Source organism: Methylobacterium gnaphalii (assembly GCF_007992215.1).
Taxonomy (GTDB): Bacteria; Pseudomonadota; Alphaproteobacteria; order Rhizobiales; family Beijerinckiaceae; genus Methylobacterium; species Methylobacterium gnaphalii.
On the sequence record NZ_BJZV01000013.1, the window covers coordinates 34,186 to 54,330 of the forward strand.

A 20,145-nucleotide genomic window follows, 5' to 3' on the forward strand; every position below is an offset into this window, starting at 1 on the left:
GCCTTTTTTCTATCCGATCATGCGAGGCGCGAATGCCTCGCGATCGCTTTTCCTAGAAGAACGGGCGTGGGCCGTAGAAGCCGTAGGGACGGTAGTACGGACGCGGGCGGTAGTAGCCGTAGGGCCGATAGATCGGTCGGCCATAGAAGGGGCGCGGGCCGTAGAAGTTCGGGCGGCACACCCCCCACGGGTTCGGGTGAAAGCCGGGGCCGCAGCCACCGGCCACGCGCTCGACCTGGGCGCCGTCCGTCGCGCCGATGAGCCCGGGGCTGAGCGGAGCGGCACTCGCCGACGTCGCAAGACCAAGACCGGCCGCGAGCGTCGCCGCGGTCGCGAGAATTTTCAGGTGCGTCATACTGGGACCTCCTCAACCATCCGGCACGCGGCGACCGCTGCCGGAGACTGAATCAAACACGGTTTTCCCTGAACGCCCGCTGAGCCGATCACGGCAACATCATGTTGACCATCGGCGCCAGCACGAGACCAGCCAGGAAAGCCACGCTGAGGAGCCGGGTGTATTGAACGCAGCTGATCATGTGATCCTCCCTGGGCATTCGACACAAACGCGATGCTAGGTCTGCGATCGACGTTGGGTTCGATGTAACTCGATTGCGCCCTTCTGGTTTCGCAGATCGAGGAAAGCTTGGGAGTGCTCGGGCGCACGCGCCCAGGCCGATAACTGAGTGTTCCGAGACGCTTCGCCCTTCGAAGAGAGGAAGCGCTACAATTCCCTTAGGCCTGCCCGCGTCCTACATCGGTGCCGATGGAACCGTATTTCGCCCTGGACCTCCGCCTGCAGGCCGATACGGCCGCGATCGGCGATCTCGCCCTCTGCGCCGTCCTACTGATGGACGATGCACGCTTTCCCTGGATGATCCTGGTGCCACGTCGGCCAGGATTGAGTGAGCTGACCGATCTTTCGAGGGAGGACGCGGCGACGCTGATGGAGGAGATCCGCATTGCGTGCGGTGTGATGCAGGCGCTCTCGAAGCCTGACAAGCTGAACGTGGCGGCGCTCGGCAACCAAGTGGCTCAGCTCCATATCCACGTCATTGGGCGCTTCCGTTCCGATCCTGCTTGGCCGAACCCGATCTGGGGCGTCGGCACGCGCGCGCCCTACCCTGCCCATGCCCGTGCACAGCTTCTCGAGCGCGCCGGCGCGCTGTTCGCGGCGGCCTGACCATGCCGGATGCCTTCGACCATCTCGGCTTCGTGAAGAGTGGGCTCGTGCGTCACAGCGCCGAGCGCGAGCATGTCGCCGTCCCGCCGATCGATGCGCCGGGGACCGGCATCCTCCTGTTCGCCGGCGACCGCGTGATCCTGCGCGGCAGCGACGCGCCGACGGCTTTGCTCACTCCCAACGACCTTGCGCGAGTGGCCCCGGCTGGGCTCACCGTGTTTCTCGGTCGGGTCGAAGGCCGCCCGGTCTTTGCCGCCGCGCTACCGGAGCATGCGACCGAGGAATTTGCAGAACCGGCGTTCCGTGTCTCGGATCTGCGCGGAATCGCGGCCGAGGGAGCGGTGGCGGCCGAACAGCTTGGCCTGCTTGCGACAGCCAAATCCGTACTTGCCTGGCACGGCCGCAACGGCTTCTGCGCCAATTGCGGCACGGCAACCGAAGTGAAGGCCGGCGGCTTCCGGCGCGAATGCCTGTCCTGCGCGATGCATCACTTTCCACGCACCGACCCGGTCGTGATCATGCTCGTGCATCGCGGCGATACCTGCCTCGTGGGACGCGGCCCGCATTTTCCCGGCACGATGTATTCCTGCCTCGCTGGCTTCGTGGAGCCGGGCGAGACGATCGAGGACGCGGTCCGCCGCGAGACCTTGGAAGAGGCAGGCGTCATAGTTGGTGAGGTCCGCTACCGCGCCTCGCAGCCCTGGCCGTTTCCATCCTCGCTGATGATCGGCTGCATCGCAGAAGCGAAGAGCGATGCGATCACGATCGACCCGCTCGAACTTGCCGACGCCCGCTGGGTGACGCGAGACGAGCTGCGCACGATGTTCGACGGAAGCCACCCCGAAGAAATGACCACACCGAAGCCGCTGGCCATCGCCCACCTACTGCTGCGCGATTTCTTGGAGGGCCGAGTCTGAGCGTCGCAGGATCACAGGACCATAGGATCCTGTGATCCTGCGATCATACCTCGACAGGTTCGCCCTGCCCTATGCCGACGCCCTGTGGATCGAAGGCCACGCTTTTCACAATCGCGAAAACCGCGTGCCCCGGTGTCAGGTCGAGATCTCGAGCCGATGCCCGCGTCACCCGCGCGGCGAGGATCGCGCCGTTGCAATCAATCTCAACCATCACAGATGCGCCAGCCTCCCGCATGGTGGTGATCCGGCCCGGGAAAACGTTGCGGGCGCTGAGGCCATGAGGCCACGCGGTCGCGATCAGCACGTCGCGGGCCGGCACGCGCAGGCGCACCGCGCTTCCGGGAGCGGCACCGAGCCGGGGCACGGTGAGCTGACCGGCTGGACCACTCAGCCGTGTTAGACCAGTCACCTCGTCATGCGCGGCCACGGTCATCGACAGGATCGCGCCGGCCTCGGTCGCATGGGGGATGAGGTCGGGCCGGCGCAGGACGTCATCGGCCGGTCCGCTCGCCGAAACGCGTCCGGCCTCCAGCACGACCACAGTCGAAGCGAGCCGCGACACCTCTTCCACGGAATGACTGACATAGACGATCGGTATCCCGGCCTCGTCCCGCATCCGCTCGATATACGGCAGGATCTCGTTCTTGCGGGACGCGTCGAGAGCCGAGAGAGGCTCGTCCATCAGGAGCAAGCGTGGCTTCGACAGGAGCGCCCGGCCGATCGCTACACGCTGGCGTTCGCCGCCGGACAGGCCGGCCGGGTGGCGCTCCAGCAGTGGCCCGATACCGAGCATTTCGACGACGTTATCCACTTCGGGGGCCGACGTCTCGACGCCCTGCCGGCGGGCGAACCAGCGGCCGAAGCCGAGATTGTGCCGCACGCTCAGATGCGGCAGCAGCCGCGCTTCTTGGAACACGCAGCCGATCCGCCGGAGATGCACCGGAGCGCGGATATGGCGCGCGGTATCGAGGAGCACCGTGCCATCTACGGTGATCCGCCCTCTATCGGGCTGGGCCAGCCCGGCGATCAGATGGATCACCGTGGTCTTGCCGGAACCCGAACGGCCGAAGAGAGCGGTCAGCCCGGCGCCGGCAGCAAAAGCGACGTCCAGGGCGAAGGCCCCACGGCGCAGCGAGAGCTCGACATCGATTGTCATGAACCGAGCCCCCCGCGACGCGCGTTGTCCCGAGCCGCAGCCAGGAGCCCTCGATGATCGTCGTCCACCATCTGGAAAACAGCCGCTCGCAGCGCGTGCTGTGGCTTCTGGAGGAACTCGGTCTCGCCTATGACGTGAAGAGGTACGCCCGCGACCCGAAGACCATGTTGGCGCCTCCGGAGTTGCGCGCCGTCCACCCGCTCGGCAAGTCGCCGGTGCTCGACGACAACGGAACGATCGTCGCGGAATCGGGCGCCATCGTCGAATACCTTACGTCGCGCGAGGGAGGCGCCCTGGCACCCGCTATCGGTACGCCCGAGCACCGGCGCTATACCTATTTCCTGCATTACGCGGAGGGCTCGGCGATGCCGCCGCTGCTCCTGAAGCTCGTGTTCTCGCAGCTCGCGCCGGGCAGCCCGGCACTGGTGCGCCCTCTGGTCCGGGCCATTGCGGCCAAGGTCATGGCCGGCTTCGTCGATCCGGACCTGCGCCGCCACGCGGCATTCTGGGAGAGCGAACTCGCCCAGCGCCCCTGGTTTGCCGACGACAGCTTCACGGCGGCAGACATCCAGATGAGCTTTCCGCTCGAAGCCTTTGCCTCGCGCGGCACCGGTGCGGGACCGAAGGTCATGGACTGGCTTGCGCGCATTCACGCGCGTCCCGCCTATCAGCGAGCCTTGGAGCGCGGCGGCCCCTACGCCTATTCGTGAGGCCGCGCTCACTCCGCAAGCCTGCGGCCGAGCCGCCGAGCCAGCAATTCCGACAGGAGCAGCGCGATCATCGACAGTCCGATCGAGATCAAGGTCAGGCGCATCGCGGCGGCCTCGCCACCGGGCACCTGGGTCAGGGTGTAAATCGCGGAAGGAAGCGTCTGCGTCTCGCCGGGGATGTTCGAGACGAAGGTGATGGTCGCGCCGAACTCGCCCATCGCCTTGGCGAAAGCGAGCACCGAACCGGCGAGGATGCCGGGCAGGCTCAGTGGCAGCGTCACAAGCAGGAAGACCATGAGCGGCGACGCGCCGAGCGTCGAGGCTGCCTGTTCCAGCTTGCCATCCACCGCCTCGATCGAGAGCCGCATCGCCCGCACCATCAGCGGGAAGCCCATCACTGCGCAGGCGAGCGCCGCGCCAGTCCAGCGGAACGAAAAAACGATTCCGATCTCGTAGAGCCAGGCGCCGAGATAACCCTTACGCCCGAAGATGATGAGGAGCAGATAGCCCGTCACCACCGGCGGCATGATCAGCGGCAGATGGACCAGTCCGTCGAGCAGGGCGTGACCGGGAAAACGCTTGCGAGCGAGCAGCCACGCCATCACGAGACCTGGAACGAGGCTCGCGAGGGTCGCCACCGCCGCGACCCGCAGGCTGAGGATGACCGCGGCCCATTCGTCGGGTGTCAGTCCGAGGCGGTCCAAGGCGCGGTCTTGGCTCCCAGCGTGGGTGTGCGCTGTATCAGCCCGTACACAGCCCGTCAGTCAACGCTTTGAGCACCCAGCATCGATGTTTGCTGCCCATGGGGGAAACCGGTCTTACGCATGACGGTCGCGCGGGCGGTCTCGATGGCGATGGTCGCAGCGCCCATCGTGCGCGCCTCGACGTGGCGATGCAGCGCGAAGCGGGCAATCTCGGCGGCAAGCTCGTCGATCTCATCAGCAAGCGCCGTAAGGTGCACGGGCGCCGATGTCGCCCCAGCCTGCTTACGGATCTCGAGCAGCCTCTCCGTGGCAACCTCGATGCGCTCGCGGCGCACTCGTGAGAGCCGCTGCCTGAGCCAGGCCAGGATCGAGCCGATGCCGCCGCCGAAGAACGCGATGAGGTAGATCCAGGTCTCGTAGCGCTCGATGAAGCTCTCCTGCTCGCGCTCGAAATAGTCGATCGCGCCCGGATGGATCGGGAGCTTCGTACTCGTCGCCTCGGCCGTGGTCTCGTAGGCCGGAGCATGGATGGCATTGGCTGCCGGATGGAGCTCGGCGAGGTCGCTGCGCATCTCGAACAGGTGCTGCGTCACCGAGGCCGCCACGCTGCGCGAGAGCGAGTCCCGCGCCATCAGCCGGTACGTAGCGCCGATCGTGGTGACATCCTCGGCCGGAATCCGCGGATTGCCGCCAAACAGACCCGCCGGGATCGTGACTGCGGCGAGTTTCGGCATACGCTCCACAAGTGCGGTCGTATCCTGCTCGCCGATCACCCTCACGCCATTGTCCGGGCTCGCCTGCCGGACGATGCCGACGATGCGCCGCGCCGCCGGGGTTGTCGGCGTGGTCACCGTGACCACGGCGTCGATGCGCTTCTCACTAAGGGCCGTCGCGATGTCGCCCTCTTCCAGGCCAACCAGTGCGACCCCATGCTGGGGAACGGCCTGTCCTTCGAGCCTGTCCGAGACGGTGATGCCGTCATGCTCCAGGAGTTCGGAGATCAGAGCCTTGTCGGCCGTGCGCTGCGCGATGAAGCCGAGACGCTTTCCGGCGAGGTCGGGCATCGCGGCGATGCCGGAGGCCTCGGGTGTCAGGATGATCACCGCCTGCTCGCGCAGGACGGCCAGCGTCAGCCCGTTGGATGGCAGGGCGATGTCCGGCCTGACGACGGCGAGGTCGACCTTCTTGGCACGCAAGGCCTCGGCGCTCTCGCGCACGCCGTCGAAGGGCAGGATCTCGAGGCGGATGTCCTTGTTGCGGGCCTTCAGGACCTCGGCATAGGCCTGGAGCAGGGCTGGCTCGGTGCCACCCTTCGGCGCCACAGCGACTTTCAGGGTGGTCGCCCGCGTAAAGTAGAAGGTTGCGATACTTGCGACGGCCACGGCCGCGGCGAGGACGAGAAAGAGCGCCTCACGCCTGATCTTCAGCCTCACCACCAACCTCGTCGCAGCTTCCTCGAGACTGAGACATAGGGCCGGACGGTCGCAAGCGTGAGGCCTCTGGGTGTGGTGATGACGGCCGCGCCGTCGCCCCTATCCACGACCTCAGCGCGGAGCGATTAGGCAGGACGACGGATTACGTTTGCGGTGCATACAGCCTCGAGCACCGAGTCCTCACACGGCCCTGACAGCACGACGTGTCGAGCCCCTCCCATCCGAGCTGGTAGATTTAGGGTCCTCAGACCTATTTCGTGGCGCTCATGACGGTGAAACCCTGCTTCTCGAAGAAGGGGCGCGCTGCCGGGCTCTGCAGCCACTTCAGGAGCGCGACGCTGTCCTCGTTCGCGGAATCCTTGGTGCGGGCGATCGGGTACACAATCGGCGGGTGGCTGTCGGCCGGGAAGGTCGCGACCACTTTCACGCCCGGCTCGGAAACAGCGTCGGATGCGTAGACAATGCCGAGCGGGGCCTCCCCACGAGAGACGAGGAGCAGTGCTGCGCGGACGTTTTCGGCCTGCGCGACTTTGTCCTTCACGCCCTCCCAAGCGCCGAGATGAGTCAGCGCAGCCTTGCCGTACTTGCCGGCAGGTACCGCATCGACGTTGCCCATCGCGAGGCGGCCACCCCCGAGCGCCTTGGCGACATCGACGCCGGGCTTGAGGTCGATCGCAGTGGTCGAATCCTTCGCAGCGACGAGGACGATGGCGTTACGCAGCAGGTCCGTTCGGGTGTCGGGGCGGATCGTGCTGCTCTTCTGCGCGTAGTCCATCCAGGCCTGATCGGCGGACCAGAAAATGTCGGCCGGCGCGCCGGATTCGAGCTGCTTCGCCAGGGCGTTTGAGCCGGCATAGGAGACCTTGACGGTCTTGCCAGTCTCCTTGCCCCAGGCTGCGGTCGCCTCGTCGAGCGCGTTCTTCAGGCTCGCCGCGGCGAAGATCACGATGGGAAGATCGGCGGCCCGGCCCGGTATGGTCGTGGCGAAGGACGCGAGTGAGAGGGAGAATCCCAGGAGACCAGCGAGCCAGGAGCGGCGGGTCGATGCTGCGTGAATCACGATGATCGCACCTCGATCGGAGCGCCGTCGCCATGCCAGCTGAGCGCGCATCAGGGATGATACGAGGCGCTCACCACGGCGCGCCCCATCCTGGACCAGCGCTATATCCGACCGGGATGACGTGACCCAAGTTGCAAGGCGCCGTCTCGCCAACCCGACCATTGCCGAGGCTGCATGGATCGAATGTCGGATTAACCTGCGGTTTCGTCGTCGGGCCGCTTCGTGCGGTCCGAGCGCGCGAGACGGCTCAGCAAGACCAGGAGCGAGCCGGGCATCGGCGCTTCTAGCGCCTCCACGCCCAGCATCTCTTCCTGCGAAGAGGCAGCGCGGCGGCGACGGCCGAGGACGCCCCGCATGACGACGGGGCTACGGCGTAGGGCTTTTCTTGCTTTCATGACGCATACTGTGTGTTCGGCGCCTGCCGGATCTGGGGTCGGAAGGCAGGGATGCCAACCCAGGCCGCCCTCCCCGATCGCCCAGGCAATGAACAATCTGCTCGCTCTTTGTGCGTTCCCCCGGCGTGTCGCAAAATTCGTGGAGGGTGCGGCGCGTCGGTGGTACTGCCCACGGCATGCTTGAAGGATTGCCCCCTCACCGCCCGACCCACGTGCTCCGCCTTTCAACGGACGAATCTTCGGCGCGGGCCATGACCGACGTCCTCGGCGAGATGTTCGACCCCACCGAGACGGCAGTCGCGGCCTTCGAGGTGGAAGGCACAACCACCTGGAGGCTTGAGGCCTATTTTGCAGATGAGCCGGACGAAGACTTCATCCGCGAATTGATCCGCCCGATCATCGGCGACCGGGCAGACGAGGCGGTCTTCGACACGATCGAGCGGCAGGATTGGGTGAAGGCATCCCTCGAAGGCTTGAAGCCGGTGCGGGCCGGGCGCTTCCTGATCCACGGCTCGCACGACCGGGATCAGGTTCGACCGAACGACCTCGCCATCGAGATCGAGGCGGCGCTCGCCTTCGGCACAGGACATCACGGCACCACGCTTGGCTGCCTGCGAGCTCTCGCTGACCGGCTGAAGCGTGGCCGTCCGAGACGCGTGCTCGACGTGGGAACCGGGACCGGCATCCTGGCCTTTGCCGCGGCCAAGGCTCTGCGTTCTACCGTGATCGCGGGCGATCTCGATCCGGAAGCCGTCTGGACGGCGAAGGGTAACGCGCGCCTCAACGGCATCGGGAGCCACCTCCGGCTCTACGAAGGCCCCGGCGTGCGCCATGCACTCGCCAACCGGTCGCGCCGCTTCGATGTGGTCTTCGCCAACATCCTGGCGAATCCGCTGAAGAAACTCGCGCCGACGCTTGCGTCTGTCGTCGCGGATGACGGCATCCTGATCCTGTCCGGGCTTATCGAGCGCGACGTTCCGGGCGTACTCTCGACCTATCGGCACCGCGGTTTCCATCTCGCCAGGATGGGCGTGATCGAGGGCTGGGCAACGCTGGTGCTGCGGCGGGGCGGAGCGGCACCACGTGTTGTTGCCCGGCGCCGATACGCCGCGTAACGCTTGCGGGTATGACGAGCCCTCGCCGCCGCTTTCAGACGTTTGAAGATTCGAGCCATCGCAAGGGCCCCGAGCGCGTCGCGGCCCTGCGCGCTGCCATGCGCGAGGCCGGCATCGGCGGGTTCGTGGTACCACGTGCCGACGAGCATCAATCCGAATACGTTCCGGCCAATGCCGAGCGGCTCGCCTGGCTGACGGGCTTCACGGGCTCGGCCGGTACGGCTGTGGTATTGGCCGATAAGGCGGCCATCATCGTCGACGGCCGCTACACGCTGCAGGCCCCCGAGCAGGTCGACACAGACGTATTCACGGTCGTACCACTTGCCGAAAAATCGCCGGATGCCTGGATCGCTGAGAACATCGCGGCCGATACGGTGCTCGGCTACGATCCCTGGCTTCACACCTCCGACGGCGTCGCGCGGCTGGAGCGGGCCGTTGCGAAGGCCGGCGGTTCGTTAAAGGCTGTCTCGAACCTCGTCGACGCCGTCTGGGCCGGGAGGCCGCCGCAGCCCGCGGGGCACGTCGTCCTGCATCCCCTCGAACACGCCGGTGAGAGCGCCGAGGCGAAGCTCGCCCGCATCCGGGAAAAGCTCGAGGCGGCCGGGGTCGACGCACTCGTCATTTCCGATCCGCACAACCTGGCCTGGGCATTCAACATCCGTGGCGCGGACGTGGACCACACCCCCCTCGCGCTCGGTTACGCCATCGTGCCGCGCGAGGGCCGGCCGAACCTGTTCCTGAGTTCGACCGACCTGTCGCCGGAGGCACGGACTGCACTCGACAGGCTCGCCGAACTCGCGCCGCGTGCCTCCTTCGCACAGGTGCTCGGTGCGTTGGCTGGCCGCCCCGCCAACATCCGCGTCGACGTGGCGACAGCGGCAGCTGCGCTAAAGGAGACGATCATCTCGGCAGGCGGTAAGGCCGATGTCGGCCCCGACCCCATTACCGGCATGAAGGCGATCAAGAACGCCGCAGAGATCGCCGGCTCGCGCGCCGCCCATCGGCGCGACGGCGTCGCCGTTACGCGCTTTCTCGCGTGGCTCGAGCGGGAAGGCCCCACTGGCATCAGTGAGATCGAGGCTGTGGAGGCCTTGGAGGATTTTCGCGCAGAGGGCGGTCAGCTGCGAGAGGTGTCGTTCCCGACCATCTCAGGCTCAGGACCGAACGGCGCGATCGTCCATTACCGCGTCACCTCCGCCACGAACCGCCGGGTAAGGCCGGGCGAACTGTTTCTGGTGGATTCAGGGGCGCAATACGCCGACGGCACCACGGACATCACCCGCACCGTTGCGATCGGCACGCCGACTGCCGAGATGCGCGACCGCTTCACCCGGGTACTCCAGGGCCACATCGCCATTGCCCGCGCGGTGTTTCCAAAGGGAACGACCGGCGCGCAGATCGATGCCTTCGCGCGCCGGGCACTGTGGGAGGCCGGCCTCGACTTCGATCATGGTACCGGCCACGGCGTCGGGTCGTTCCTGTCGGTGCACGAGGGGCCGCAGCGCATCGCGAAGACCGGCGCGGTGGCGCTAGAGGCCGGCATGATCCTCTCGAACGAGCCGGGCTATTACCGCGCCGGGGCCTACGGCATCCGAATCGAGAACCTGATCCTGGTGGAGGAGCGCGCCGTTACGGGCGGCGAGCGGCCGATGCTTGGCTTCGAGACGCTAACCCTTGCGCCGATCGATCGGGCGCTTATCGAGCCCTCGCTCCTCTCCCCGGCGGAGACGGAGTGGCTGAATGCCTACCACGCTCGGGTGCGCAAGGCGCTCGAACCAGACCTCGATCCGGAGACGCGCGACTGGCTCGAATACGCGACCCGACCGATCGGAGGGGCGGCTTAGATGCCGGCCCACTCCATCGCACGCCACACGCCACACGCGATGAGCACCCACCACGTTACGGTGAGCGCTCCGGCACCGATCAGGCCGGTCTTGAACAATCCATTCGGAAGTCTCTCGCGAGGTTTGCTTTGGCCTGGTTCAGCCGAGGTCTGAGCAGGGCTCGTCACGAAGGCATTCTCCTTTGCAATTGGGTGTAGCCAGGCCGGTATTGCTCACACGCCGCTGGCATCGGTCGGCAGATTGGTGGCGATCGGATTCGGCACGATGCCGGTTGCGCGCTGCGCCCAGGCTGGCATTCGCCGGGCGAGCCGGCGCCGGAGGCTGGCGCGGATCTGCGCGACCGTGCCGCTTCGCGAGACGAGCAGCAGCATGGCGTGCGGGTTTGTGGTGAGGTAGCGCCAGAACAGCCGGGTCGGCTCCTCCTTGATGCGCCAGAGCCATTCGAGACCGCAGAGCTGCATCCAACCTGGGGCACGCGAGCGGCTGCCGGACAGGAAGTTGAACAACCCACCCGAGGTCTTGATCAGCCCGACATTGGTGAGCAGCGGGCCGAATTCGTAGACGAAGACCTGCTCGCGCGGGACGCCGAGCGCCAGCCAGAGGATGTCGGGCGCCAGCGCGTCGATCTCCCGGACTTTTTCGCGCAGCGCCTCACCCTTGAGGTAGCCGTGCGAGTGCCCGACGATCCTGATACCGGGATGCAGACGCTGGGCGTTCTCGACGGCCCGCCGGTTTTCCTCCTCGCTCGCGCCGAACATGTAGAATGACATGTTCCGCGCTACCGCACCGCGCGCGACGCTATGGAAGAGGTCCGTCGTCGCCACGCGCTCCGGCAGCGCATGCTCCCCGAAGATGCGGGAGGCGACAACCATCGGCTGCCCGTCGGCGTTGATGAGGTCGGCCTGCGCCAGCATCCGCGCGAAGTCGCGGTCGCGGGCATGGCGCGAGAGCACCTCGCCGTTGGCCGAGGTCAGGAACAGCGGGAGGTTCGGCCGCGGATGGCTCTCGGCGGCCGAGATCATGAGGTCGGCCATCTCCTGCATGCCGAGGACCGCGATCGGCATGCCGCCGAGCTTCGTCGTCGTCACGTCGCGTACGAGATCGCGGGACTGAGGGGCGGGGGGCGCCATCGCGAGGCCGGCGCTCACAGGTAGCCTCCCACGGTCGCGGGCATGCGCTCGCTGCCGACGATGGCGACCGCATTCGTGCGGCGGCGGCGCGCGGCAGAGATTGCGTCGAGCGTGCCCTCGCCGGCATCCCGCGAGGCGCGCATCTCGGCCTTCAGCCAGTCTTCCGCGAGAGCGAGCGCGATGCCGAGCAGGAGGCCGGCGGCAAGCCCGAGCAGGGCGAGCGTCCGGGCCGGCGGCGGGTAGCTGCGGGTGAGCGGCTTCACCGCCTGCGTGATGATGCGGGCATTGCCGACGTCGAGCCGGGCTTGCTGCCCCGTCTCGCGGGCGCGGACGAGGAAGGCCTCGTAGACTGCGCGGCTGGCTTCGGCCTCGCGCTCAAGCTCACGCAGGCGGATCGAGGCCTGCGCCAGACCCACCGTCTTGCCCTTGGCCGCATCGAAGCTCCTCTCCAGCGACGCCACCGTGGCCAGCGCGCGGGCGAGATCGGTCTTGGCCGCCTGGCCGTAGCGGGCGATCTCCTGGTCGATGAGACGGCGCGAGAGCTGGACCTGCGAAGCGATCGAGGTGACCTGCGGATGGCGCGGTCCGAGATCGTGGGCGAGCTCCGCCTGCTTGCGGGACAGCTCGGCATATTGATTGCGCAGGGCGGTGATCGCCTGCGACGCGAGCGCGTCCTCGGTGGCGCCGGCATCGATGCCGGCAGCCTGCATGCGCTGGACCTGATCGACCCGGGCCTGCGCATCCGCCGCACGAACGCGGGCTCCGGCGAGCTGGGCGTTCAGCTGCGTCAGCTGCTGGTCGGTGACGAGGGTGTCGCGGGTGCCGACCAAGCCGTTCTCGGCCTTGTAGGTCTGGACGCGGCTCTCCGCACGGTTGACGTCCTCGCGCAGCTCGACGAGCCGGGCCGAGAGGCTGGCGCTGGCCCGGTTGGCCGCCTCGGCCCGGTTGCCAGCTTCCTCGGCGAGGTAGGAATCGACCACCGCGTTGGCGAGCCGCGCAGCCTTGTCGGCGTCGCGCGACGTGGCCTCGACATCGACGATGAACGTGCGGCCCGTGCGGCGCACCGCGATCCGCTTCGAGAGGGCGTCGAGGGCAGCGGAGAACTGCGCTGCCGGATCGGCGGCGGCAGGCTGAGCCGGAGCAAAGGCACGTGGCAGGAGCCCGAACAAGCCTGGCGAGGCCCCCGCCCCACCAAATTCCGGATCGTGCGTCAGGTCGAGTGCGTCGACGACGCGACCGAGCACGTTGCTCGACGTGATCACCTGCGCCTGGCTCTCGACGATGGTCAGGAACCCGCCGGAATCCTGGCCGGCCGCGGTCAGCTCTTTATCGAGAAGCCTGAGGTCGCGTGGATCGATGTAGAGCTGCGCCCCGGCCGTGTAGCGGGGCGTCACCACCTTGCCGACCGCGAAGGCGAGCACAGCGCCGACCAGCGCGAAACCCACGATCAGCAAGGCGCGCCGCCGCAGGAGGGTCAGGACGTAGCGAACTGAGGGGCCGCGGGGTGCTGTTGCTTCCCCCTGCCCTCGGCGCCGCTGTAGGGCGGCGCTGTTGTGCGGATCGACGTCGTCGTAAACCAGCATCGAATGGCTCCGGTCGAGGCCGGCAGCGGGACATGTCCCGGAACCGGATCGTCGTCGCCGCCTTTGAACGGACCTGTCTCAGGACGGGACAGGAACCGCGCTCGAACGCCGCGACAGTCTCGACGTCGCAACCGGCGAACCATCGGAGCCAAATCTCTGCTCGGCCGGATCGTCGCGCTTCGATGTGGTTAAGTGCCGCTTATGCAGCGGGCCGTCGGAGCGACCGGCGCAGGCCCTCGGCCACGGACACGCACGGAATGCCGCGATCGCTTGCGGCCCGCAGAGCCGCCTCGAGCAAGGCGGGCGAACAGCCATAGGGACTCGGGTTCTCGACGACGTCGTGGCCGTAGAAGACGAGCCAGCCGTTCTTGGCGAGCGCCTCGTCCATCATCCGCGCGATGCCCGCCGCATCCACCCGCCCGTCCATCAGCGGATTGGCCTGGAGAAGCTGAAGATCGGCGCGGCCGACATTCAGCCCGGGAACGATGCCGCGGCTCGTCCGATAGATCGCGGCGAGCGTCCGCTTGGCCGGGAGCGAGCCGAACCCATAGGGAAAGGCGAAGCTTTCCAGGGTCAGGCCGGGCACGATCGCACGCAGGCATGAGCCGTTGCGCTGGGACTCGGCGACGATGCCCTTGGAGTCCAGGTTCGGCAGGAAGACGTGCGAATAGGTGTGGCTGCCGATCTCGTGGCCGGCCTCGTGCAGGGCGAGGATGTGTTCCTCGCTCGCGACCCGCCAATGCCGCGCCTGTGTGCCGATCAGGCTGCCGGAAATGTAGAAGGTGCCCCTGCCACCGTAGTCGACGAGCATCCGGGCGCCTTCCGTGGCAGCGCAGACCGGAACGTCGTCGAAGGTAAAGCTGACCAGCGGCGTCGCAGGAGCGAGCGTCACCGGCGAGGTGCGCAGATGCCGGGCAAGACGATGCGTCAGGCGTGCTCGCCAGTTGACGGCACGCGCGACGTCCCCATCCAGCGGCACCGCGAGCAAGTGACTACTCCGCTGCGGCGCGCGTGCTCGTCCGCTTGCGCAGGACGAGGTGATAATCGCCGTGCCGGAGGTTGATCCGGTTGAGCAGCAGGCTGTTGATGAGGCCCGTCACCCCATCGACGATCATCGAGAGGGCACGATGGCGCACACGCATCTCTGCGAAGCGCGGGCTCTCGTAGACGCGCTCGTAGACCACCTCGAATCCATGCCCAGCCATGAAGGCCTTGAGCCGCGACGGAAGAACGAGCGGATGATAATGCACCGGGAAAGGTGCCTCGCCCGGCTCGCCGGCGCGCTCGTTCCCACGGATATGGCGATAGAACCAGACGTGGAACCAGTGCGGCGAGTGCTTGGTCACGAGCCCCGAGAGGGAGCGCGGATGGGGCGCGCCAATCAGGATCAGGCCGCCGGGCTTCACGGCTTCCGCGAAGCACTCGAGTGCGGCATCGACGTCGGGCAGATGCTCGATCACGTTGTAGCTGGTGACGAGGTCGATGCTCTCGGCCGGCAGGCGATGCGTCTGCACGTCGCCGCAGATCCGAGTCTCGGCATAGGCGTTGTTGAAGATCTGCGTCGGGTCGATGTCGACGACGGTGACGCTGGATCGCTTCAGCAAGGCTGCCGGCAGATAGGAGGCAGCCCCGCCCCCGGCCTCATAGATCGCGACACGGCCGGCAGGCAGCAGCCGCTGCAGGACTGCGTGGACCTTGGCGAGGCTGTAGCCGGCCTCACCTGCAGGCATCTCGGTGTCGTGGTGCAGGTCGCTTTCGGCGATCGGCATCAGGCCATCCGCCGCGATCGTCTGGTGCATGATCAATCCTCCATCGTCGAGTGATGCCTGTCCTCGATGAGGACACGTCTGCATCTGCCGCAGCGAGAGAGGTCCCGATTGAAAGACCGAGCATCGCTTTTGGCAGAGTACCGGTTACTTTTCCATCTACAGATCGGACTTATTCGGCACTATTGACCGATCATTGGCCAATAATAGGGCTTTCAAAGCTGTTGCTGCGCATTACTGTTGCCGCTAAGCAGCTTCCGTCTGATTTTTCTGATTTGTTTTCGGATTCTCGGAATAGAAAGTGTCGAGAGCCGCGCGGATGGTCGCGAGCGGCGTCGAGCCGAACGACTGGATGCAGAAGGCCCGTTCGCGCGGAGTCGCTGCGCGCAGCATTGCGAGGATGTCTGCGACGCTCAACTCGTCGGCATCCCAGTGCGTGCGGGTGAAGCTCTCGCTCGTGGGCGCATGCCGGGCCAGGGCCGCCGGCGAGGTCACGACGAAGGCGCCGTAGATCATGTACTCGGAGAAGTCGCGGTCCCGGCACATGGCCGCGACCCAGTTACGTCCCGACACGCTCTCCATCCGCGCGACCATCGCCCGGACGGTGGCCTGGTCCCAGATGATGATCTGATCGATGTAATCATCCGCTGGGAGGGGCGGCTGCGGCGTTGCGAGCAGCCGGGCTGCGGTGGCGACCCAGAGCTTGTGCCGGGGGCGTGCCTCGGTGACGCCGCCGGCATGCACGTGGAACGGAGTCGGGTTCGGATCGGCGATCTCGGCGGCGTCGAAATCCCTGAAGAAGTAGATGTCGGAATCGATCAGGCAGAAGCGCTCTTCCGGCAGCGAGCGCACGGCCTCGATCTTGACGATCTGCTGGATGTGCCAGCCGCTGATCGGCTTGCCGTAGATGGACCACCAGTAGCGACGTCCGCGCCAGCGCAGAGCCGGGACCGGTCGCAGCCAGCGCGGAACGAAGCGGGAAAGCGGGAGGATCTGGCGATCGGCGCGCGCATAGGGCGCGAACAGCGGCACGTCCTCGTCGTCGACGATGACATAGTGCTGTCCGCGGCGCGGCACGTGTCGGTCGATGCTGTCGAACAGCAACGTGCAGCGCTCGAGGTCGCCACGGTGGCTGAGCGTGACCAGGCCGACGGTCTCGGGGCGCCCCTGCTCCAGGGTTCCGGTTTGGCTCGGCATGCGCGCCTCCATCAGTCCGGGGCCGTTGCGAAGGGCCGGTCTCCCACCGGCCGAGAAGGGGACGATCGGACCCGCGCTCATGATGCAGCGTTCCTGGTCAACAGGCCGTACACGGCCACGAAGGAAAGGGCGTAGATCACGGCGAAAACCCCGTTCAGCCACGGCGCCCAATCGGCGGTGGACGGAAGCGCGGTGATCAGCAGCGCAACGGCAGCGGCTTTGATCACCACCAGGGCGGCGGTGACGGCTGCGCGCAGGCTCATGTTGCCGAAGGCGAAGAACAGTTCGCCGTGGAATTCGAGCAGGTTGCGCACGGCGGGCACGAGGATGATCACGGTCAGCATGCCGTAGGCGGAGGCGACGTTGGCGCCGAGCAGCGTCGGCCAGACCGTCAGCAGCGCGACGAGCACGAGGAGCCCGCCGGTGGAGACGCCCGCGACCAGCGCCTCGATCTTCAGGCTCTCGCGCACCAGCGCCCCGGTTGCCCGGCCCGCCTGGATCAGCTTGCGCGAGTACATCATGAACATCGGCCGCAGGGGCACGCCGGTGAGGTCGATGAGCCGGATCGAGATGGCGTAGATGCCAGCCGCGCGCTCCCCCGCGAGGGAGAGGATGACGAGCTTGTCGATCTCGCCCTGGGCCAGGAACATGCAGTAGGACAGCGCGTAGAACAGGCCGTCCTTCACCTTCCCCTTCAAGAGCTTGGGCCGAAAGCGCATGCGGATGCGGGGGTGGAAGACAGCTACCAGCACGGCGACGGCAACGAGGTTGCCGACGAGGTAGTAGAGGCTCCAGGTCTCGGCGCTGCCACCGCCCATCGCCCAGAAGGCGACCGCCGCCGCCGCGCGAAATCCGACCGGCAGCGAGACCAGCGTTGAGGCCGCGCCGAACCGGCCAAGCCCGTTATTGATCTGGACTAAGAGCTCGATCTGCCGCCAGAGCGCGATTTCGACGATGATGATCGCGGCATAGCCCGGCAGCGCGATCACGTTGCGGAACAAGACGACGTAGAGCAGGCCCGCCAGTGCGATCATGATCGGCAGGGCGGCGGCGAAGCAGACGTAATAGGCCGCGAGATAGCCGCCGAGGGACGAGCGCCGTCCCGCCGCCGAGCGCATCACGAAGGCCTGGAAGCCGAAGCCCGCGAAGCAGCCAATCAGCACGCCCGCGGCCGAGACCGTCGCGAACACACCCATATCCGCAAGGCTCAGGGTGTTGGCGAGCAGGAAGAAGTAGATCACCTGCAGTCCAAGACGGCCGCCGGACCCCGCGAGGAGCTGGAAGTAGCCGAGGACGGCCTTCCGATGCGCGACCCACCGCTCCGGGACGAGCCGTGCCGGATTGAAGCGGCGTCCCGAAATGGGGCGCTCGGTGAGGGTCTTTGGTCCGATCAGGGCCGGATTTCGGGACAGAGTGGCGCTCATGGCTGGGATGTCCGCAGGCCGCGTGCCAGATCGTGGATCGCGACCCGGCTCGGCGGCCGCCATCCGAAGACAGGCTCCGCACCCCTGACGGACCCGAACTTGCAATCCGGGTGGCATGAGAGCCGCCGAGGTTTCGCAATGACACAGCCCTGTCCCACGCGATGGCAGATGCTGGCTGCGGGCCCGGATCGCACCGCCCGGAGCGCGTCATGACCTCCCCCCGCGATATCGATATCGAGATCGTCGTCTGCGTCCCGACCTTCCGTCGGCCGGACTGGCTGGCCCGAACGCTCGACTCCTTGATAGCGCAGAGCTGCCGCCGGCCCTTCGCCGTCGTCGTCGCCGAGAACGATGCGGTCGAGCAGCAGGGGGCGGACGTCGCGGGCGAGTACTTCGCGGCGGGCCATCTGCGCGGCCTCACCGTTGTCGAGAGGCGTCAGGGCAATTGCCACGCCATCAATGCCGCTTTCGGTGCGGCGCTCACGGCATTCCCGGCCGCGCGCTACGTCCTGATGATCGACGACGACGAATGGGCCGAGCCGGGCTGGCTCGAGGCCATGGTCTCGACCGCCGAGCGGACGGGCGCAGGCATCGTCGGCGGCCCGGTCATGCCGCAGATCGCCCGCGGCGGCTCTCCGGCGCTTGCTCAGCACCCGGCCTTTCGGCCGGCCTTCGACATCAGCGGCCCCGTGCCGCGGATCTACGGGAGCGGCAACTGCCTGATCGCGCGCACGACCTTCGAGCGGCTCGGGCTGCCGGCCTTCGACGTCGCCTATAACTTCCTCGGCGGCGGCGACACCGACTTCTTCGTCCGTGCCCAGCGGGCCGGCATCCCTTTCCAGTGGGTCCAGGAGGCCGTGATCCGCGAGACGGTGCCGCTTGCGCGCACCACGATGCGCTGGCTCGCGACGCGGGGCCTGCGCATCGGCGCGATCAATCACCGGATCGAGCTGAAACACGCCGATGGCGGCACCGAGCGCATCGCCATCGCCGCGAAGTCCCTCGGCGTGCTGGCCGTGTCGGTGGTGCGGGGGCTGCGGCTGCTAGTCGAGACCCGCCAGCCGAAGATCGCGCTGCACCCGCTGCTCGTCGCCTTCGGGCGCTGCCTCGCGGCGGCGGGCATCGAGCCGCAGCAATATCGCGCGGCGGCGCCCAAATGACCCCGCGGCAATCCGGCTTCGGGACCCGGACGGCGGCGGCCACGCCATTCGGCGACGGGACCCCAGCCACCGTCACGCTCGCCCAAATCGGCGGACTTGCGGCCCGGCTGCCGGTGCTGCGGCTCGCGCGGCAGGCACTGTTCCTGGCCATCCTCCTGCTCGCCTTGATCACCTTGAGGCCCTTCGTCGACCTCTCGCGGCTCGACATCGGTGACCTCGTCACCGGCCAGGAGACGATGACCTACGCGATCTTCGGTGCCTTCGCGCTTGCGGCTCTCCTGCTGGCGATGCGCGAGCATGCCCAGGCGCTTGCCTCGCTCGTCACGCCGACGCATCTCGCGCTCGCGGGCTGGCTCGCCCTCAGCGTGATCCTGTCCCAGGACCACGGCACGTCCGCCAAACGCCTGGCGCTGACGGCAGCCGTCATGATGATGACCGCCTGCCTGCCGCTGCTGGCGCAGACCCGCACCGAACTGCGCAACTTGCTCGCGATCACCGCGCTGGCCCTGCTGGCGCTGTGCTACGTTGGGATGATCGTGGTCCCGGACCTCGCCATCCATCAGGCGCGTGACCTGCAGGAGCCGGGACTCGCCGGCAACTGGCGCGGCTCCTTCGGGCACAAGAATGCCGCCGCCGCCGTGATGGCGATGCTGCTCTTCATCGGCGTGGCCGTCGTCCGCGCGGGTGGACGGGTCTCGGGTCTCGCGATCCTCGGGCTGGCCTGCGTGTTCCTGGTCGGCTCCGAGGGCAAGAGCGCCTTCGCGCTGAGCATCGTGGTGTTCGCGCTGACCGGCGCCTTCGCCGTCGTGCGCAGCTTCGGCGGGCGTGTGCTGATCGCGATCGGACCCGTCCTGCTGCTGAACGTTTTCACTGTCGGAACGGTGATGAGCGACGGCCTCGCCTCAGTCGTCGCGGCGCTGCCGGTCGACTCGACCTTCACCGGCCGCACCGACATCTGGCGCTTCGCGATCGAGACCATCGCCGCACGTCCGATCACCGGCTACGGCTTCGCCGCTTTCTGGGGCACGCAGACTATTCGTGATGTTTCGGATGAGGGTGCGACTTGGGCTGGTTATGCGAGCCATAGTCATAACGGGTATATCGACATCACGCTGACGCTCGGCGCGGTGGGGCTCGTCCTGCTCTTGATTGTGTTCGTGATCGGGCCGCTTCGCAATTACCAGAAACTGCAGTGCAAGACTGGCAATACCGGCCCCTTCGCGACGATGTTCCTGCAGATCTGGCTGTTTGGCATCCTGTTGTCGTCGATGGAGAGCTTCTTCTTCGAGCGCAGCGACGCCATCTGGATCATGTTTCTGTTCGCGGTCTTCGGGCTCCACTACCTCGCGCGGTTCCGAATACGCTGAAACG

At 67.1% G+C, this 20,145-nt stretch carries 18 protein-coding genes; 7 read left to right on the forward strand and 11 right to left on the reverse strand.

Going from position 1 to position 20,145, the window contains the following annotated elements:
- Nucleotides 1–52: 52 nt before the first annotated feature.
- A complete protein-coding gene (locus MGN01_RS12485) occupies nt 53–355 on the reverse strand; it encodes a GCG_CRPN prefix-to-repeats domain-containing protein (RefSeq protein ID WP_147046949.1) in 303 nt (100 codons plus the stop codon).
- Nucleotides 356–763: 408 nt separating this feature from the next.
- On the opposite strand from MGN01_RS12485, the gene MGN01_RS12490 reads away from it, so the two are divergent.
- Both MGN01_RS12490 and nudC read left to right on the forward strand, forming a co-directional pair.
- Nucleotides 764–1,180 (forward strand): HIT domain-containing protein, encoded by a 417-nt coding sequence (locus MGN01_RS12490; protein WP_147046950.1) that lies wholly within the window; start codon nt 764–766, stop codon nt 1,178–1,180.
- 2 nt (nt 1,181–1,182) lie between these two features.
- Nucleotides 1,183–2,097, forward strand: coding sequence for an NAD(+) diphosphatase (nudC, locus tag MGN01_RS12495; protein ID WP_147046951.1), 915 nt, complete (start codon nt 1,183–1,185; stop codon nt 2,095–2,097).
- A 43-nt stretch (nt 2,098–2,140) separates the two neighbouring features.
- On the opposite strand, the gene modC is transcribed toward nudC, so the two are convergent.
- On the reverse strand, nt 2,141–3,253 hold the full coding sequence (gene modC / locus MGN01_RS12500) for a molybdenum ABC transporter ATP-binding protein (protein WP_147046952.1): 1,113 nt from the start codon (nt 3,251–3,253) through the stop codon (nt 2,141–2,143).
- Between the two features lie 53 nt (nt 3,254–3,306).
- Here modC and MGN01_RS12505 point away from each other — a divergent pair, with 53 nt between their 5' ends.
- Nucleotides 3,307–3,963 carry a glutathione S-transferase family protein gene (locus tag MGN01_RS12505; protein WP_147046953.1) on the forward strand — a complete coding sequence of 219 codons (657 nt, stop codon included), beginning with the start codon at nt 3,307–3,309 and terminating at the stop codon, nt 3,961–3,963.
- Nucleotides 3,964–3,971: 8 nt separating this feature from the next.
- Here the strand turns inward: MGN01_RS12505 and modB are convergent, their stop codons facing one another.
- From modB to modA, 3 genes are all read right to left on the reverse strand, one after another.
- Nucleotides 3,972–4,667 carry a molybdate ABC transporter permease subunit gene (gene modB, locus MGN01_RS12510; protein ID WP_147046954.1) on the reverse strand — a complete coding sequence of 232 codons (696 nt, stop codon included), beginning with the start codon at nt 4,665–4,667 and terminating at the stop codon, nt 3,972–3,974.
- A gap of 56 nt (nt 4,668–4,723) precedes the next feature.
- Nucleotides 4,724–6,100 (reverse strand): TAXI family TRAP transporter solute-binding subunit, encoded by a 1,377-nt coding sequence (locus MGN01_RS12515; protein ID WP_306437164.1) that lies wholly within the window; start codon nt 6,098–6,100, stop codon nt 4,724–4,726.
- Between the two features lie 250 nt (nt 6,101–6,350).
- Nucleotides 6,351–7,166 carry a molybdate ABC transporter substrate-binding protein gene (gene modA, locus MGN01_RS12520; protein WP_373319137.1) on the reverse strand — a complete coding sequence of 272 codons (816 nt, stop codon included), beginning with the start codon at nt 7,164–7,166 and terminating at the stop codon, nt 6,351–6,353.
- 565 nt (nt 7,167–7,731) lie between these two features.
- Here modA and MGN01_RS12530 point away from each other — a divergent pair.
- Together MGN01_RS12530 and MGN01_RS12535 are read left to right on the forward strand one after the other, a co-directional pair.
- Entirely contained in the window at nt 7,732–8,670 is a 939-nt protein-coding gene (locus tag MGN01_RS12530; protein ID WP_147046958.1) for a 50S ribosomal protein L11 methyltransferase, read from the forward strand.
- 11 nt (nt 8,671–8,681) lie between these two features.
- Nucleotides 8,682–10,514, forward strand: coding sequence for an aminopeptidase P family protein (locus MGN01_RS12535; protein WP_147046959.1), 1,833 nt, complete (start codon nt 8,682–8,684; stop codon nt 10,512–10,514).
- Between the two features lie 212 nt (nt 10,515–10,726).
- On the opposite strand, the gene MGN01_RS12540 is transcribed toward MGN01_RS12535, so the two are convergent.
- From MGN01_RS12540 to MGN01_RS12565, 6 genes are all read right to left on the reverse strand, one after another.
- Nucleotides 10,727–11,644: a WecB/TagA/CpsF family glycosyltransferase gene (locus tag MGN01_RS12540; RefSeq protein WP_147047066.1), complete on the reverse strand. Its 918-nt coding sequence runs from the start codon at nt 11,642–11,644 to the stop codon at nt 10,727–10,729.
- A gap of 14 nt (nt 11,645–11,658) precedes the next feature.
- Entirely contained in the window at nt 11,659–13,227 is a 1,569-nt protein-coding gene (locus MGN01_RS12545) for a GumC family protein (protein WP_147046960.1), read from the reverse strand.
- 199 nt (nt 13,228–13,426) lie between these two features.
- Nucleotides 13,427–14,206 carry a polysaccharide deacetylase family protein gene (locus MGN01_RS12550; RefSeq protein WP_238257587.1) on the reverse strand — a complete coding sequence of 260 codons (780 nt, stop codon included), beginning with the start codon at nt 14,204–14,206 and terminating at the stop codon, nt 13,427–13,429.
- A gap of 13 nt (nt 14,207–14,219) precedes the next feature.
- Nucleotides 14,220–15,026, reverse strand: a complete 807-nt coding sequence (locus MGN01_RS12555) for a class I SAM-dependent methyltransferase (RefSeq protein ID WP_147046961.1) — start codon at nt 15,024–15,026, stop codon at nt 14,220–14,222.
- A 213-nt stretch (nt 15,027–15,239) separates the two neighbouring features.
- Nucleotides 15,240–16,271 (reverse strand): DUF6492 family protein, encoded by a 1,032-nt coding sequence (locus tag MGN01_RS12560; protein ID WP_238257576.1) that lies wholly within the window; start codon nt 16,269–16,271, stop codon nt 15,240–15,242.
- Nucleotides 16,268–17,614, reverse strand: a complete 1,347-nt coding sequence (locus MGN01_RS12565) for a lipopolysaccharide biosynthesis protein (protein WP_238257574.1) — start codon at nt 17,612–17,614, stop codon at nt 16,268–16,270. The genes MGN01_RS12560 and MGN01_RS12565 overlap by 4 nt, the downstream gene beginning before the upstream one ends.
- A gap of 209 nt (nt 17,615–17,823) precedes the next feature.
- Between MGN01_RS12565 and MGN01_RS12570 the strand changes: the two genes are divergently transcribed.
- Complete coding sequence (locus tag MGN01_RS12570; RefSeq protein ID WP_147046962.1) at nt 17,824–18,774, forward strand: glycosyltransferase family 2 protein; 951 nt, start codon at nt 17,824–17,826, stop codon at nt 18,772–18,774.
- A complete protein-coding gene (locus MGN01_RS12575; protein WP_147046963.1) occupies nt 18,771–20,141 on the forward strand; it encodes an O-antigen ligase family protein in 1,371 nt (456 codons plus the stop codon). Before MGN01_RS12570 ends, MGN01_RS12575 begins: the two co-directional genes overlap by 4 nt.
- Nucleotides 20,142–20,145 lie beyond the last annotated feature (4 nt).